12 protein-coding genes are annotated in these 16726 nt (G+C 39.5%); 5 read left to right on the top strand and 7 right to left on the bottom strand.

Annotated elements, in window-relative coordinates; translation table 11 throughout:
- The first annotated feature begins 108 nt into the window (after window positions 1-108).
- Window positions 109-1083 carry a calcium-binding protein gene (locus ACM03V_RS22830; protein ID WP_414623093.1) on the top strand — a complete coding sequence of 325 codons (975 nt, stop codon included), beginning with the start codon at window positions 109-111 and terminating at the stop codon, window positions 1081-1083.
- A gap of 192 nt (window positions 1084-1275) precedes the next feature.
- Here the strand turns inward: ACM03V_RS22830 and ACM03V_RS22825 are convergent, their stop codons facing one another.
- The 3 genes from ACM03V_RS22825 to ACM03V_RS22815 all read right to left on the bottom strand — a co-directional run bounded on the left by ACM03V_RS22825 (window position 1276) and on the right by ACM03V_RS22815 (window position 5529).
- Window positions 1276-2562 (bottom strand): nickel/cobalt transporter, encoded by a 1287-nt coding sequence (locus ACM03V_RS22825; protein WP_414623092.1) that lies wholly within the window; start codon window positions 2560-2562, stop codon window positions 1276-1278.
- Window positions 2563-2573: 11 nt separating this feature from the next.
- Window positions 2574-3959 (bottom strand): tetratricopeptide repeat protein, encoded by a 1386-nt coding sequence (locus ACM03V_RS22820; RefSeq protein ID WP_414623091.1) that lies wholly within the window; start codon window positions 3957-3959, stop codon window positions 2574-2576.
- A gap of 292 nt (window positions 3960-4251) precedes the next feature.
- Window positions 4252-5529 carry a DUF4331 domain-containing protein gene (locus ACM03V_RS22815; protein WP_414623090.1) on the bottom strand — a complete coding sequence of 426 codons (1278 nt, stop codon included), beginning with the start codon at window positions 5527-5529 and terminating at the stop codon, window positions 4252-4254.
- Between the two features lie 875 nt (window positions 5530-6404).
- Here ACM03V_RS22815 and ACM03V_RS22810 point away from each other — a divergent pair.
- A complete protein-coding gene (locus ACM03V_RS22810; RefSeq protein WP_414623089.1) occupies window positions 6405-8633 on the top strand; it encodes a DUF4114 domain-containing protein in 2229 nt (742 codons plus the stop codon).
- A gap of 367 nt (window positions 8634-9000) precedes the next feature.
- On the opposite strand, the gene ACM03V_RS22805 is transcribed toward ACM03V_RS22810, so the two are convergent.
- A complete protein-coding gene (locus ACM03V_RS22805; RefSeq protein WP_414623088.1) occupies window positions 9001-9525 on the bottom strand; it encodes a DUF937 domain-containing protein in 525 nt (174 codons plus the stop codon).
- A 237-nt stretch (window positions 9526-9762) separates the two neighbouring features.
- Between ACM03V_RS22805 and ACM03V_RS22800 the strand changes: the two genes are divergently transcribed.
- Window positions 9763-11304, top strand: a complete 1542-nt coding sequence (locus ACM03V_RS22800) for a YcjF family protein (protein ID WP_414623162.1) — start codon at window positions 9763-9765, stop codon at window positions 11302-11304.
- A gap of 313 nt (window positions 11305-11617) precedes the next feature.
- Here ACM03V_RS22800 and ACM03V_RS22795 read toward each other — a convergent pair whose 3' ends face one another.
- A complete protein-coding gene (locus ACM03V_RS22795) occupies window positions 11618-13558 on the bottom strand; it encodes a tetratricopeptide repeat protein (RefSeq protein ID WP_414623087.1) in 1941 nt (646 codons plus the stop codon).
- Between the two features lie 37 nt (window positions 13559-13595).
- Entirely contained in the window at window positions 13596-15287 is a 1692-nt protein-coding gene (locus ACM03V_RS22790) for a tetratricopeptide repeat protein (protein ID WP_414623086.1), read from the bottom strand.
- Window positions 15288-15626: 339 nt separating this feature from the next.
- Here ACM03V_RS22790 and ACM03V_RS22785 point away from each other — a divergent pair, with 339 nt between their 5' ends.
- Together ACM03V_RS22785 and ACM03V_RS22780 are read left to right on the top strand one after the other, a co-directional pair.
- Window positions 15627-15803 (top strand): DUF6888 family protein, encoded by a 177-nt coding sequence (locus tag ACM03V_RS22785; RefSeq protein WP_414623085.1) that lies wholly within the window; start codon window positions 15627-15629, stop codon window positions 15801-15803.
- Complete coding sequence (locus ACM03V_RS22780) at window positions 15800-15997, top strand: DUF6887 family protein (protein ID WP_414623084.1); 198 nt, start codon at window positions 15800-15802, stop codon at window positions 15995-15997. Before ACM03V_RS22785 ends, ACM03V_RS22780 begins: the two co-directional genes overlap by 4 nt.
- 70 nt (window positions 15998-16067) lie before the next feature.
- On the opposite strand, the gene ACM03V_RS22775 is transcribed toward ACM03V_RS22780, so the two are convergent.
- Window positions 16068-16469 (bottom strand): hypothetical protein, encoded by a 402-nt coding sequence (locus tag ACM03V_RS22775; protein WP_414623083.1) that lies wholly within the window; start codon window positions 16467-16469, stop codon window positions 16068-16070.
- Window positions 16470-16726 lie beyond the last annotated feature (257 nt).

Here is a 16726-nt window from a genome sequence, read left to right as displayed (position 1 = left end):
CCCTTATGTGGGTTGTGGAATTTTATTCCCCTGTTTTTTGATCTCAAAAGCGATACTCCTATAGGGAGTCGCCGCAGGCTATTGCATTAATTTTGTAAGGATACAATTATGGATTTCATGGATTTTTGGAATGATTTCGTCGCTTATATCAGGAACTCTTTTAACGATGCCTTAGACAATTATCAACAGACTATAGACAATCAAATGGATGATGTCGGGGATAGCGAAAGCACAGAAAGCACCGACGAACTCATGGCTGACTCGGGAGATACTGTTAATAGCGACGACAATCAAATGGATAATGTCGGCGATAGCGAAAGCACAGAAAGCACCGACCTTATAGGTGGTTTGGGAGACGACTTGCTTGAAGGTGACGAAGGTGACAATTTCCTCGACGGTAGTATTGGCAACGATGTCCTTAATGGCGGTGATGGTGACGATTTCCTTCTCGGTGGATCTGGCTTTGGCGGTGACGGTAACGACAACCTAAATGGCGGTAATGGAGATGACGAACTTTTAGGTGAAGCCGGTAATGACGTTCTCAACGGTGACGGCGGAGAAGACATCCTCAACGGAGGTGCGGGTAACGATAACCTCAATGGTGGTTCCAACGACGACCAACTCAACGGCGTATTTGGGGATGATATCCTCAATGGCGACGGTGGAGCAGATTTACTACAAGGTGGTGAAGGCGACGATATCCTCAATGGTGGTGAGGGTGCCGATAACCTCCTTGGTGACGCGGGTAATGATATTTTAAATGGTCAAGAAGGTGATGACATAATCGCCGGTGGCTTAGGTACCGATATCTTGAGTGGTGGTGAAGGAAGCGATCGCTTTATCATCTCAACTGAAGAAGGAACTGACACCATTCTTGATTTTGTCAAAGGTGAAGATTCTTTGGTTTTAACTCAATTTATCGAAACTTTTGAATTTGACCAACTTGAAATTACCAGTTCGGGTAGTGGTAGTACGATCGCAATTACCAGCACTGGCGAACAGTTAGCTTCTCTTATTGGTGTTGAAGCCAGCGAACTCGAAGTAGGAGATTTTGAGATTACAAATCAAGTTTCTCTGGGTTGATTTGTTTGAAGCTAAAACTTTTGTAGGATGTCTAGGATGTTGACTCTGTACCTTTTTAAAAGATAAAAATTCATACAAAAAGTGCGTTGGTATTCAAGATAATGCCCTCTCCCCCTCCCCTCTCCCAAGTTTGGGAGAGGGGTGCCCTTTAGGGCGGGGTGAGGGCGGGAACTGACTGGTGTGGCATAAAATTTATAACCGTACTATTCCTACTTCTATTAATGCTTGTGTGGTGATTCCTAAACCAATCAGTGAGATTAAAAATGCGCTGAGTGCGGGCAAAATTCTTAACAAACGCTGTGGTTTTGGTAGCTGTAGTTTCTCAAATCGCTGTTTGGCGTAAATTAGCAATAATCCTAACGCTGTTAATACGAATGCTAGTCCCAAACTAAATGCTACAACCAAGCTTAGTCCAAAACCCACACGTCCGATCGCGATCGCACTTAATAATAATACTAAAGCTGAAGGACAAGGTACAAGTCCACCAGAAATGCCTAAGAAGAGTAAATTTCGCCAAGTTACAGGGGTTTTTGCTTTTATGTGATGGTGGTGGTGATGATGTTCGTGTTCGTGGTGATGATGATGATGTTCGTGGTGATGATGATGATGGTGTTCGCGAGATTGACGCAGACGGCTAATAAATAAATTTAAACCGATTGCCAGCACTGTCAAACCAGAGAGAATGCTTAACCAAGGTAATACCCGTTCTGGTAAGATAAATTGCGAAGCAAATAGAGTTGCCAATCCCAAGATAAACACGCCGATAGTATGGGTGAGAGTCGTTGTTAGTCCCAAAAACAGAGCGTGTTGAGCGGTGACTTCCGAACCAACCAGATAAGCACCAACTATGGTTTTACCATGTCCGGGTGACATCGCGTGCATTGCACCCCAGAAAAAAGCACCTATCAGCGCGACGATAAGACTACCACCAAATTGCCACTTTGCAGTAGAAATTAGCCAAAAATCCCGGTTTTGGCGGTTAAAAATAAAATTTTGGACTTTTCCTTGGTGAAAGATTGTTGCTAGACAATGGGCTGCGGGTGCTTCAGCGAGAAACAAATCATAATGCATTTTCAGGTTTTTTACTGGCTGTAGCCCTGAATAATTTAGTTGCAAAGTACTGTGGGTACTAGCGTTAACTTTCATTGCTTGCAAGTTGGTGTCCACAGGTGCGATCGCCATAGTACCTTTTTTACCTTGCTGGTTAGCTAAAAAGATGCGATCGCCTAAAAACTTTTCCAGTTCTGTTTTATGGGTTGTAGTTTCTTCTGGGGAAAGTTGTCCATCCCGGTTATCATCGCTAAAAGCTACTAAGCCAGTCGGAAAAGTCAGTGTCATTGCGGTTTCTATTTCGCCTACCGTAATTTCCGCAACTGACAAATCTGCCCAATGTGCAAGGCTAGGAGTACTAAAGCCAATTGATAGCAGCAGCGAGAGAAGAAAGGAAATTATACTAATTTTACGCCAGTGGTTTTTCATCTTTTTGATTTCTAAAATTCAAAATTCTCTAATCCCAGCCCTGATGTACGTCGCGCTTGTTTGTCAAAAGTCGGATCGATTTGTTGAGATAATTTTTGATAAGTTAAAGCTTGGCGATCGTTTCCCAATGCTTTTTCGATGGTGGCTGCACGGTAGAATATAGCAGCATCTTTTGTACCCATTTGCAAGGCTTCTTGGATAACTTGTTGAGCTTCTTTAAAACGTCCAGAGTCAGATAAAGCCCAAGCAAGAGTATCTAGAGTTTGAGCATCGCGACGAATTTTGATTTCTGCTTGCATCAAGGATAAAGCTTCAGCTGTATCTTGAGGACGATTCTTTTCTAATAACAACCGCGCTAGCTCTCGCTGATGTCCAAAGGAACCGTTACCATGTCCTGTAGCGTTTTCTTGTCTGAGCAAGGTTTCGGCTTCAGTTAATAATTTTACTGCTTGTTGTCGATCGCCTTGCAATTGTTTGAGTCTAGCTTTGCCGCGAAAAACAGCATGATCGTAAGTTGTCGATGATTTCTGGGAGTTGGGTAAAACTTGAGCGTAAAGGCTTTCTGCTGTTTTGTAGTCTCCTTGTCTGGTTTTTAGTTCTGCTAAATGAAGTAAAGCTAAGGGATATCTCGGTATAATTCGTAGGGCTTCTTTATACAAGCCTTCTGCTAGTTCTAGTTCACCGTGTTTGTAATGAAACTGACCGAGTAATACCCGCGTGTAGGCAGAAGTACCAGTTTCCCCGGCTTCTTCCATTGATAGAGCCGATTTAAAAGTATTAATTGCCGCTTCTTGTCCTTGTGCTGTTAATACCAAGGCTTGTAAAGTTAAGTTTGCTTGGGTAGGATTTTTATTAACTAAAGTATCAGCAGCGGTTTTTGCCTGTTGTAATTTACCCATTGCTAACTTAGATGTTGCCAAGATAGCGAGGGCATTTTGATTGCTCGGTTGAATTTTTAATACTTCTTGGGATAAGCGTATGGCTTCGGTAAAATCATGTCTAGCTTGAGCAACACGAGCCAAAACGATCGCCGCACCTTGGTTATTAAAAGGTAAATTAGAGAGAGAGCGTTTAGCTGCTTGTTCTGCGAGTAAATACCAGCTACTTTCACCAGTTGCCTTTGCCATTTGCAAATATGCTTGAGCTAAGGAAGCTAAATTTAAGCCACTTTCCGGATTCTGACGGAGTTTTTCGCGGTAAAAGTTGATTTCTTGGAGAACGGTAGCTCGACGATTATTGATACCTGGTAAAGAGCGAGAAACAGAGTAACGGTAAGACTTTGGAAGTCGGGAAGATTGAGAATTAAAGTATAAGACTACAAGGCTAGTTGCGATCGGGATTGTTAAAAGTAACAGCCATTTAGGCTGGAATTTGTGCTTGTAAATAGCTTTTGTCATTGCCATTATTCCTGTTCTTGTTTGAACCAGACAGAGAAAAGCATTTGTTAAGCCCGGCGGGGACTGCAAGTCCCCGTCTAATAGCTTAAGTCCTATAAATAGGACTGAAATAAAAGCCATTAAAACGGCTGGAAAAGGACTACTAGCACTCTGCCACATTAATAGTGCGGGGTATTACCTTAGTCCTCTTTAGAGGACTTTTGCTATGAGACAGGGACTTGCAGTCCCTGGCGGATTGGATACACACCCATCAAAACTAATGGGACAGAGTACTAGCCTTATTTATGTGCCTTTAATTCGGTAGTGCTAGGTAAGGAAAATCTGTTACTAACGGCTTATGACCTTGAGAAGGATTACCCGGAGTACCTTCGTAGGAAACGTTATCGGCGGTAACTGCACCGTTCGTAAGTACGCTTAAGGTTGTATCAATCACATCATCTTCGAGCAAACGTCCTCTGATGGGGCTACCTTTGGCGTTGAGAGCTAAACCGTAACCGCTTGGTTGGGTGGTATCAATTCGCATCACGTCAGGAAGGAATGCACTTAGTAAAGTGTTAGCTCGTGCTTCGTCATTTCCCAAAGCGAGGAGGGTAGCTTTTGCTTCCGCTCCCACGGGTGCAGCAGCATCACTTAAGTCAGCAGTAGGGGGAATACTGTTAAAGGCATTCAGAAAATCGTTAGTAACAATTAAGCCTTCGTTAATAGCTGGTCGTCCGAGACGTTCAAACTGTTGGAATCTATTACCACCGCGTTGGGCACGAAAGTCTGGGTTGCGGACGGAGATAGTTTCCCACACGTCGAAGGTTGTATTGGAAGTAGATCCTTGCAATAAAGAGCGGGGTACTCTGGCAACGATGGTATTAACGTTATATCCTGCGGCAAAGTCAATGGCTTCTTCTGGTGGAAGAAAACCAACTGCTGGTCCGATACCTAAAGCTCCTGCACGAACTCGGAAAAACTGTTCCACATCGAAGAAAAATGGATCTTCCCGCAATCCTGCAAATACGCTAACGTTGCCATTCCCTAAATTTAATTGGTTGATAGTTGGGCTATTCTCTGAACTTAAGGGAGTAGTTGTGCCTTCATCAGCACCAATTATTGTACCGTCCGCGATCGCAGTTAGTTTAAATGTTTGCTGCCCTTGGCTGTTGGGTTTTCCAAATTGAAACTGCAAAACCACATCTTCTTTACCCGTGGGGGTTGCATCTTTATCGGCAACGCGGGTAATTTTAAATTCATAAAGGGCATTGTTGCTGAAATAATACTGCTGACGAGCCACCGATCGCGGATTGGTATTCATCACGAATATCAAGTCATCTGCACTGGCGCTGGCGTTTTGGTCTTGTTCGCGGAACACGTATAAATCGGTTAGATTCCGGTTGCGACCTTTTGTATCCACTTCACCATCATCATGGTCGGAAGCATTAACGAATATTGGGATAGCTGTTATTGTGCCAACTGCTAAACCCAAGCCGATTATAGTTGCTCCAATAATTTTGTTCAAATTCAGATTTTTGATACCCAAACGGTGCGACGATTTTTTTGCGGAAATTTTTGTTGTATCTGTCATTTTATTTATAAAAAAATATTGTCCGGAACTTAACTCTATCAGTAAAAAATATTAATTGAGAACAAAAAAATAATCTTTATATTTCAATTTATTTGGAAGTTAACTGTTCGACATAGTACCTAAAATTTAGTAAAAATTGTTAACTGATTACTAGCTATTGACAAACTTATCTTAGTCATGTTATCAAGTGAAGTCAATAAAGCAATCAAGTTGTATTTGAGCTACAACTATCCGGTTTTATTTGTGTTTATTTTTTTAAAATTTACAAAATACGTACTACTATGCGACAAAAACTACTATTAATGGTTAAAAAACAAAAATATGTTTGTTTTTTAATGCAAAAAACAGATTATATTAATAACAATAAAAAAATAGTTTTATAGATGTTTATTCATCATGTTTTAATACATAAATATGTCAGATAAAGAGTAATAGGATTATCCTATTTATCAGATTTTACTTGATATTGGTTCTTGTTTTTTATCCACAGATCAATGCTATCTTTTTTTTATTAAGCTCAAAGTTACTACTTTAAAAAAATTGCTTTTTCTCTAAAAGTTAACTACAAATTAATTTTTTGTTAAATCAAATTATTTAGTATCTAATGGCAAATATCAAAAGTGACATTTATTTGCGGTATTTATCAGCATACCATAAATATACTGAGTGGTAATTACTTAGGGTTAAGTAATATTTTAACTTATGATAGAGCTTTATCTTATCGTTTTTTAGTTTTTTACGGAGATACTGCGTTTTAGCTGAGTCGTTATAAATACTGAGATATTAGAATAATACTTTACACTAAACATAGCGTAAGTCTTGACTCAGAATTTTTTGCCCATTTTGTATAACTATTAACCAGGAGACTTTTATCAATGGTATTAATTAGCGAGATTCAAGGTGCCAATCATAAATCACCACTCAACGGTCAAGTTGTAACGACTACAGGTATCGTAACAGCAGTAGATCGGGATGGCTTCTATCTTCAAGACGTTACAGGAGATGGAAACAATGCAACTTCCGAGGCTATTTTTGTTTCCAGTCCACTTACTCTCACAGTGGCAGTTGGAGATAGTTTAGAAGTTACAGGTACGGTTAGCGAATTCTTTCTCTTTCCTGAAGGTGAGAGCAGCGGTAATCTTTCCACAACTCAAATTAGTAGCGAGAATATAACCGTAATATCTAGCGGTAATCCTCTCCCCGCAGCAACAATAATTGGTAGTGGTGGTAGAGTACCTCCTAATAAAAATATCGATGATGATGCTTTCACAAGTTTCGATCCTGACACCGACGGTATAGACTTCTTCGAGTCTTTGGAAGGAATGCTGGTAACTGCCAAAGATGCAGTAGCTGTTGCTCCGATTAATCAATTTGGGGAAATCTTCGCGGTTGTAGATAGCGGTAATAACGCTACAGGTTTAAGTGAAAGGGGTACGCTGAATATCAGCCCTGATGACTTTAATCCCGAAAGAGTTCAAATTAATGCAAATTTTGACATTTTCCCTCTTCTTGATATTCCAGACGTAAATGTTGGAGCAAAGCTAGGAGATGTCACAGGGGTTGTTGGCTATAGTTTTGGTAACTTTGAAATTAATCCCACACAACAGTTCACCGTCACTCCCTCAACCATCCAACCAGAAACCACCAGCTTAGAAGGTGGTGCAAAGAAACTGACGGTTGCTAGCTACAACGTGCTGAACTTAGATCCTAATGATGACGATGATGATACAGATGTAGCAGACGGCAGATTTAGCACGATCGCATCTCAAATTGTCACTAACTTAAAAACTCCAGACATCATTGGCTTGCAGGAAATTCAAGATAATGATGGTACTGGCTTTTCAGAGGTTGCCGCTAATCAAACTTTGCAAAGGTTAATTGATGAAATTGCCGCGAATGGAGGGCCAACATACAGTTTCATTGATAATACATTTATCGGCGATGATACCAACGGCGGCGAATTCAATGGTAATATTCGCACTGCATTTCTTTACAATCCCAATCGTGTAAGTTTTGTTGATGGTTCTTTGAGTGCAATTACTGACGCTAATGCTCAACAAACTGATTTAACCAATCCTTTCTTTGACAGTCGCTTACCGCTAGCTGCTAAATTTACTTTTAACGGCGAAGAAGTTACCGTTGTTAATAATCATTTTTCTGACAAAAGTGGTAGCGCTCCGATTTTCGGTGTAGAGCAACCTTTTGCAGAGCGACAGGAAGACTCGACTGTTAATGGAAATCTTGATAAGCGCCAAGCCCAAGCCCAAGCTGTCAAAGGTTACGTTGATGGAATTTTAGCAGCAGACGATAACGCTAATGTTGTGGTTTTGGGTGACTTCAACGAGTTTGAATTTGTCTCCCCAGTTAAAACCTTGGCAGAGAGTTTGACAAATTTAACAGAAACCGTATCGGAAGATGAGCGTTACAGTTTTATCTTTGAAGGTAACTCGCAATCTTTAGATCATATTTTGGTTAGCGATAATTTAGCTAATGATGCGGAGTTCGATATCGTACACACAAACTCCGAGTTTGCCGATACTCCTCAGAGAGCTAGCGACCACGATCCGATACTTGCGAGTTTGGAAATTCTCACAAAATTAGAAAATCAAATCGTCACACAGGAAGTTAACGGAACTACCATCGAATCAATTGACTTAAGCGATTTTACAGGTCAAGTAACGGTAGATTTCACCATTAGTAGAGAAGCTGATTTCAATAACGAAGTTTACTTTTACGCCGTCGATGATATTACTGGTATTGTTAATGGTTTAGCACCTGACGCTGATGGTTATTTAGAAGCGGCTTTAAATAATCTTGTGTCTCCCAAATTTTCCACCACCGACGATAACGAAGAAAGCGGAACCGTCAAATTTGATGCAGGTTCTATTATTGTTCCGTTAATTATCGCCGATGGTACATTAGCCCAAGCACTCAATGGAGAAGCAGAAGTTTACTTCCCATACTTAGGTGCGAACACCGATTTGCGTAACTTCGATCACATCAAATTGCTTGATGAGAATACCTTTGCTTTTGAAGATTTACCCAACGGTGGTGATCGCGATTTCGACGATATCCAGATTCAGTTTGATAACTTTAGAGCGTAACGGCACAAAGTATACCAGAGGATGAAGATCGCAAATTCTGAAATTCTACTCTGGTTCGCAATAAATAGGTAGGCTTAATTAAATGTAAAACGTCATTGCGAGGAACGAAGCAATCCCAGTCCTCAGCGATTGCTTCGTCGTTCCTCCTCGCAATGACGGAGCGTATTATATTTATTTGTACCCGTCTAGTTAACTGCACAGAAGTAACAAAAGTACCTATTTTGGCTTGATTAATTGTTTAAATCCCGATTGGAATATTATCTAAATTTTAAAATGATATTTTTGCATATAATTCCTAACTTTATTTACCAATTACCAATTACCAATTAAATTTTGATAACTGATAATTGATAACTGTTAACTGAAACTATCTTCCCAAATAACGGCTAGCCATTCCCATCGCATCGGAAATATCTACATCACCATCACCATCAGCATCGAGGAAACTGCTGAGAACAGAATTTCCACCAGACTGGGGATTTTGGGCATGAGTACCCGACTGCAAAAACTTCAGCACCAAAGGAACTAACATCGGTAACATTTGCATAGCCATATTTGCATCCAAGCCAGTACGTTGTGAAATCGCTTGGGCTACCTGCTGCTGCATAGCTCCAGAGAATAAACTATTAACAGCTTGAGAATTAGGGGAAGTACCGCTAAATTGGTCTACTATAGATTCAGCTTGGCGATCGCCTTCATTAACTCGCTTTTCTTGTAAAGAAGAACGAACAAAATTACCCACAACACCCATAGCGGATTGCATTGTGGAAGAATTCGTACCCGAATTACCGCTCAACTGCTGCACGGTATTGAGGATACCGCCAATATCGTCCATACTGCCTCGCGTTTGTGGGTTGTTCACCGCATTAAGAACTTGATCGAATAATCCCATAGCTTAATATCTCCTGATAAGATGTCCTATTAAAAAATAATGGCAAACCGAAAGCCATATTTACGTTTATATTAGAAAAAATATTTAATTTAGGTCAAAGGTCAAAGGTCAAAGGTTAAAAGTGAGGAATTAAGAGTGAGGAGTTAGGAATTAAGAGTTAAGAATTATTTATTCTTCCCCCTCTCCCCCTCTCCCCCTCTCCCCCTCTCCCCTTCCCCAAATTTCCCTATGCCCAAAATACCTGTATCCCGCTTAGTTACGTTAATTGTCGGTTTAATTGTCATCCTCGGGGTTGGCTTGTGGTTTCTAGATTCTCTAAACCGACTTTCTTGGACATTGTCCTATTATTCTCCGATTTTAGTTAATTTACTGCTGTTTTTGCTGGTTATTTTAATTGCAGCGCTGATTGCAGCTTTTGTTTACTATGCTTTAAAAATACAGTCTGGGGAACAGCGCAGTCGTAGCCGCAAACGTCCCAATATTAAGCTTCCTGAGAAAAAAACAGAAACTGCTTCCACGACTTTATCAGCGGTGCGCCAACAGGTTTCGCAGATTCAAGATGAAGTTTCTCGCCAAGCTTTACTCAGTAAATCCCGCGAGATTGAAGCAAATTTATCACGCGGTGAAATTCAAGTAGTGGTATTTGGTACGGGAAGCGCGGGTAAAACTTCTTTGGTAAATGCGGTTATGGGGCGGATGGTTGGTAATGTTGATGCGCCGATGGGGACTACTACCGTAGGGGAAACTTATTGTTTGCGTCTCAAAGGGATGGAGCGCAGAATTTTAATTACCGATACGCCGGGTATTTTGGAAGCGGGGGTTGCGGGAACTGAAAGGGAACAGTTAGCCAGGGAATTGGCGACGAGTGCCGATTTATTATTATTTGTAGTAGATAACGATTTACGACGCTCCGAATACGAACCTTTAAAAGCATTAGCAGAAATTGGTAAACGTTCGCTGGTGGTTTTAAACAAAACCGATTTGTATGCAGAAGAAGACACTCAAGCGATTTTAGCTAAATTGCGGGAGCGAGTGCGGGGCTTTATTCCTACAAACGATGTCGTGGCGATCGCCGCTAATCCGCAGGAGGTAGAGTTGGAAAACGGCGATATTTTCCGTTCGGAGCCGGAAATTGTACCTTTGTTACGAAGGATGGCAGCAATTTTACGGGCAGAAGGTGAAGATTTAGTGGCTGATAATATTCTTTTACAATCAATAAGATTGGGAGAAGAAGCCCGAAAACTGATCGATACTCAACGTCGTCGGCAAGCGAACAAAATTGTAGATCGGTTTCAGTGGATTGGTGCGGGTGTAGTTTCGGTAACACCTTTACCGATGGTGGATTTGCTGGCAACTGCTGCCGTAAACGCTCAAATGGTAGTAGAAATTGGCAGAGTTTACGGTTGTGAATTGAATATGGAAAGGGGAAGGGAATTAGCGCTTTCCTTAGCGAAAACCTTGGCGAGTTTGGGCATAGTTAAAGGTGCTTTGCAGTTAGTTTCTACAGCGCTACAGTTAAACGTTGCAACTTTTGTAATTGGTAGAGCAATTCAGGGAGTAACGGCAGCTTATTTAACTAGAATTGCCGGTAAAAGCTTTATCGAATATTTCCGTCACGATCAAGATTGGGGTGATGGGGGAATGACAGAAGTTGTACAAAGGCAGTTTCAATTAAATCGTCGGGATGAGTTTGTGAAAGCTTTTATTTCGGAAGCTATAGCTAAGGTTGTGAAGCCGTTGACGGATAGGAAGGAAGTTGTGGAAGAGATGGAGGAATAGGGGATTGGGGATGGGGGATTGGGCATTGGGGAATAATCATTTATCCGGCGGTTGAAACCGCTTCTACACAAGCGAAACCCACCTGCGTGGGTTAATTGTGGGAATTTTCCTATTATTTTCCTCAGTCCATTTCAATGGACTTTTGCTATTAGACTCTTAATTATATTCCCTGGCGGGTTTGAACGAAGCTGAGAAACGGTAATTGTTTTAACTTTAACTAGTAGCAATATTTCAAAATGGTGCGTTATAACGATAGATATGATTATCTTTTCCTATCATATCTACAATGCAATAAGATATCTTAATTCAAAGACTAATTCCTGGCAATAACGCTGATTAGATAAATGATTATAATTAACTTTACTAATAAGTCTAAAAATATAATTTTAACCCAGCTATAACGTATATCAGTAGCGCGACCAAAACGAGCAATTAACCCTGTGATTGTTGATGCTAAAATAAACATTACTATAGATAGAAAAAAACCTGTAGACATCAACCAATTTTTATTATAAACAAGACCATAAGGAAGCATAACTAAAGTTTTAAAAAGAAGCCAAATTCCTCCGACAGTAAAGGCTTTTAAAAACGGTGTATCTTTCTTACGTATCGCATTGCGATTTTCTAATGCTTCTTGAAAATCAGGTTTGATTGTTAATGCTTTATTATATGTAAAAATCGCTTCGGTATATTTTCTTCTCTTGCTAAGAGTTAAAGCACGATTAAACCAGGCTTGATAGTCATCAGGTTTAATTTCAATAGCTTCATCAAATGAGACGATAGCTTCGTTATACTCTCGCAATTTCATTAAAGCTAAACCGCGACTGTACCAAATATCTGAATCATCACTTTTAATTTTAATCGCTCTGTCAAACGATGCGAAAGCTGTTCTATATTTGCCTAACTGATACGATACAGAACCACGATTATACCAAGCCTCTAAATCATCAGTTTTAATTTCAATTGCCCTATCGAAGAATTCAAGGGCTTCCTCATATCTGCCTAATTCTTGTAATAAGTAAGCACAATTGTATAAAGCTGGATAGGAATCAGGTTGAATTTTTATTGATTCCTCGAAAGATATAATTGCTTCAGAATATTTGTCTAATTCTTCTAACGCTAATCCCCGATAATACCAAGTTTTAAAATCATTTTTTTCAATGTCTATAGCTCGGTCAAATGATTTAACAGCTTCGCTATATCTTTTCAGTTGAAATAATCCCCAGGCATGACTGTACCAAATTTCAAAACAATCATTTTGTAATTCTATTGCTTTTTCAAATGATGTAATTGCTTCAGTATAGTTTGCCAATTTATTATGAGCTAGTCCTTTAAATTTCCAGGCTAAATAATATTCCGGTTGAATTTCAAGAGCTTGCTTAAAAGCTACAATTGCTTCAGTATATCGCTGCAATCGATATAAATTTTCTCCCTTGTTGTACCAATCGGATGCAGTAAGCGATAAATTTTTGAGAGCTTCTAAGGCTTCACCTGCTGACTGATAACGTTCAACAAAGTCAAATCTTACCATCCGATCTAAAACATCTGCGAATCTCTTATTTACCTCTACTTTGTCGCGCCAGATGGGTTGAAAAGTTGTACTATCAGTTGGTACATTAGCAGGGTCATAACCTGTTAAAGCTTGAATAGCTAGCATTCCGACGGCATAGACATCACTACAAAGTTGAGCATTATTGTCAAATTGTTCTTGAGGAGTATAACCAGGTGTACCAATAACACCAGTCAAGAGTGTAGAACCTGTTTGAGTTTTAACTTGTTTGACTCCGCCAAAGTCAATCAGCACTATTTTGTTATCTTGGTTCCGCCGCATAATGTTTGCTGGCTTGATATCGCGATGGATAACTTTGTTTTCATGCACAAACTCAAGAATTTTCAAGATATCCTTTAATAACTTGATTACCCGAGTTTCTTTCCAAGGTTCTCCGTCTATTATTTCTTTAGTAAGATCGTGCCCATCAATAAACTCTTGCACCAGATAAATTTCTTGCTCTTGCTGAAAATGCGCCAAAAGTTGGGGAATTTGGTCATGACTGCCTAAAAGAGTCAAACTCTTTGCCTCTCCCTTGAACAACTTGAGTATAGTGGGATTAATTAAATCGGGTTTAAGTCGCTTAACTACACACCGATTATCCCCTTCTTGCCATCCATCTTGAGCAAGATAGGTTTCTCCAAATCCACCTTCTCCTAACTTTTGGATTATGTGATATCGCTTATTAAGAATATTGCCAAGCATTAGTTTTGTACAGTATTTGGACGCTACACGCTAATAACTAAAGTCTTAACCATCGCAAAAACCAAACTTTTCGCACTTTTTTCTCTGGTAATTTGCGGTTTTTTATTGCCAATTCATAGCCAGGATTTATAGCCAATACCTTATCAAAAGATTCCAGCGACTCTTGATATCGACCAAAGTAGTAAAGTACTTCACCACGAACGTACCAAGTAAAAAAGTCATCCTGTTTTATTTGAATTGATTTTTCCAGACTTTTAAGTGCATCTTCGTACTCTTTCAACTTTTTTAGTACAACAGCACGACCAGTCCATGCTTGATACATATCTTGTTTAATTTGAATTGCTTTATCAAATGCGGCGATCGCCTCTTCATTCCTTTCCAAATTTTTTAGCGCCCAACCGCGACCATTCCAAGCTTCAGAAGATGCCTGTCTAATTTGAATTGCTTTATCAAATGATGTAATAGCATCATAAAATTTCTCTAATTTATTGAGCGCTGCACCACGACTAATCCAAGCTTGCTGATAATTCGGCGTAATTTGAACGGCTCTGTCAAAGGATTGAAACGCATCATCATACTTGCCAGAATTATTAAACACTAATCCGCGATAATACCAAGCTTGATGATAGTCTGGCTTAATTTCAATTGCTCGGTCAAAAGAAGAGATTGCCTCTTGATTCCTATCTAATTCATCTAGTACTAAGCCGCGACTGTACCAAGCTTGATAGTCATCTGGTTTAATTTTAATTACTTGGTCGTAGGATGCAATCGCCTTTTCGTACTTTTTCAACTGACGTAGTGCGATACCGCGATGATACCAAGCCCGAGAGTAATTCGGATTAATATTTATTGCTTGGTCGTAGGCTGTAATCGCTTCCTGATAATCTTTTAACTCTATCAATTTATCGCCGCGCCCAAACCAGTATGATGCTGTGAGTGATAAATTTTGTACAGCTTCCAAAGCTTCATCTGCTAACTGATAGCGCTCTGCAAAGTGAAACCGCACCATCTTATCTACGACATTTGCCAATCCCTCGCTCACCTTGGCTTTATCCTGCCAAAGCAGTTGTCCGGTTTTCGCATCTCTTAAAAGTTGGATCGGCTGCAATCCCGTCAATGCTTGAACAGCTACCATTCCCACAGCATAGATATCGCTGCACAGTTGAGCGCGATTTTTGAACTGTTCATCTGGCATATAACCCTGCGTTCCAACAACAGGAGTATACATTGTAGAATTTGTCTGGACTTTAACTTGTTTAACTCCACCAAAGTCAATTAATACGATTTTGTTATCTTTGTGCCGACGCATGATATTTGCTGGCTTGATATCGCGGTGGATAATTTTGTTCTTATGTACAAACTTGAGGATTTTTAAAATTTCTTCTAATAGATACATCACATCGCTTTCATCCCAGTGTTTACCTGGGGTTATCTCTTGCACCAAGTCATGTCCTTCGACAAACTCTTGTACTAAATAAAAATTATCATCTTGCTGAAAATGAGCTAAAAGTTGAGGAATTTGGTCGTGAACGCCTAATTTAGTCAAAAATTGAGCTTCTCTCTCAAACAATCGCACCGTCACCGGACTCATAGTATCCGGTTTAAGTTGCTTTACAACACATCTCTCATCCTCCAACCAGCGATCGCAAGCAAGAAATGTTTCTCCAAACCCACCACCCCCCAATTTTTTGATGATGTGGTAGCGACTATTTAATGTTGTGTCAAGCATGAAAATAACAATAAAATGTAAAAATTTGATAAATTCTTTCTTGAAAGTATTACTTACTCAGTATTTCTATCAATTTTACTATTTATATCCCAGTGCGCGATCTAACCAAACACAATTCTATAACCATCTAAAGCTGCTAGATAGAGTGCGTTAAAGTGTATAGCTTGATTTATCCCGTATATCTATAGTTAGGAATTCAAAATTCTTAAGCGGTAAATAATCCGGCGAAATTATATCGCGTTCGCAAATCAATAAGTTAGACTGATACTAATACGAATTTAGTCCGCGCTATTTAATCGAAAAGCCCTAATTGATAACTAATATACTTAAATTGAGCTTGTGGAGCCAACAGTCGAACAAATGCGCTCTTTTTACGGTTTATGCGTAAGAATGAGTAATTTACTGCAAACAATTGAACTAACTAGATACGATACTAGAACGCAAAGAATAGTTGTCCTTATAGGAGAAACAATTCAGGTAGAAATATTAACCAATGGAGAGCAAATTATACAATGAATGATTTAGATTATCGTCAATTAAATGAAGCGGATTTACGAAATTACGTCAAATCACACCCTCAAGATGAAGATGCGTTTCAACATTACCTTTCTATTATGAGAGCAAAGCCTAATAGAGTGGTTGTTAGTACAGGAGAACAGTTAGAAGCGGAAGTAAGAAAAAGATTAGAGAAAAAAACCTCAACCGAGTAATTATTTAGACAGTAGGGTGCGTTACAGATTTAGCGATTACGCACCATCTTAAAATGACGAATTATCTTGGTTAACAAGTTGTTCTCGCAATCATTCGGTTAGGAAATAACCCAAACCAAGAAAATGCTTCTTTGAAAAACAAAGCGCTTTTATTAACAACATTTTCCCAAAGAAAGTTTGCCAACCATACACCTATACTTTGTCCAATAAAAGCACCAATGGCACCACCAATAGCTCCACCGATAAATCCGCCAATTGGACCACCGATAGCCGTTCCAGCTATAGCACCAATAGCCGAGCCTGCTGCAAAGCCTACCTCTGTTGCAAGCTTACAAGATTGCTCTAAAAAAGCCATCTTATCTTCTTCTGATTCAAATTTGAAAACAGCCTTTTTACCACTGTTTATTTTGTTGACAACTTTTGTTTGTAGAATTGTGTCTTCTTTTAGCCTTTCTGCTTTTATTGCTAGCATGGTATATCCGTATTTTGTCTTTTTTTAGTAAATCAATATACTAAGTGTAGAAAGTTATTTTTATATCGTCAAGGAATTATAGAATTTTTGTGGGATAGTTAGTAGGTTGGGTTAGACAGGTTTAGCAAATTTTACTTGTAACAAGAATCTTTATTCCGTGCATTGTCGTAACTCAATATAATGATTATGGATAAATATTGACAAGAAGAATGTTGGGTTACGGTTCAAATATAAATTATTTGTTCCAAACCATATAT

This window comes from Calothrix sp. CCY 0018, from assembly GCF_963920925.1.
Classification (GTDB): Bacteria; Cyanobacteriota; Cyanobacteriia; order Cyanobacteriales; family Nostocaceae; genus Rivularia.
Note: the sequence above shows the minus strand (reverse complement) of the source record. Positions and strands in the feature narration are given on the sequence as shown.

Coding starts and splice junctions, on each gene's coding strand:
- ACM03V_RS22830 (WP_414623093.1), top strand. CDS start 109: ATGGATTTCATGGATTTTTGGAATGATTTCGTCGCTTATATCAGGAAC.
- ACM03V_RS22825 (WP_414623092.1), bottom strand. CDS start 2,562: ATGAAAAACCACTGGCGTAAAATTAGTATAATTTCCTTTCTTCTCTCG.
- ACM03V_RS22820 (WP_414623091.1), bottom strand. CDS start 3,959: ATGACAAAAGCTATTTACAAGCACAAATTCCAGCCTAAATGGCTGTTA.
- ACM03V_RS22815 (WP_414623090.1), bottom strand. CDS start 5,529: ATGACAGATACAACAAAAATTTCCGCAAAAAAATCGTCGCACCGTTTG.
- ACM03V_RS22810 (WP_414623089.1), top strand. CDS start 6,405: ATGGTATTAATTAGCGAGATTCAAGGTGCCAATCATAAATCACCACTC.
- ACM03V_RS22805 (WP_414623088.1), bottom strand. CDS start 9,525: ATGGGATTATTCGATCAAGTTCTTAATGCGGTGAACAACCCACAAACG.
- ACM03V_RS22795 (WP_414623087.1), bottom strand. CDS start 13,558: ATGCTTGGCAATATTCTTAATAAGCGATATCACATAATCCAAAAGTTA.
- ACM03V_RS22790 (WP_414623086.1), bottom strand. CDS start 15,287: ATGCTTGACACAACATTAAATAGTCGCTACCACATCATCAAAAAATTG.
- ACM03V_RS22780 (WP_414623084.1), top strand. CDS start 15,800: ATGAATGATTTAGATTATCGTCAATTAAATGAAGCGGATTTACGAAAT.
- ACM03V_RS22775 (WP_414623083.1), bottom strand. CDS start 16,469: ATGCTAGCAATAAAAGCAGAAAGGCTAAAAGAAGACACAATTCTACAA.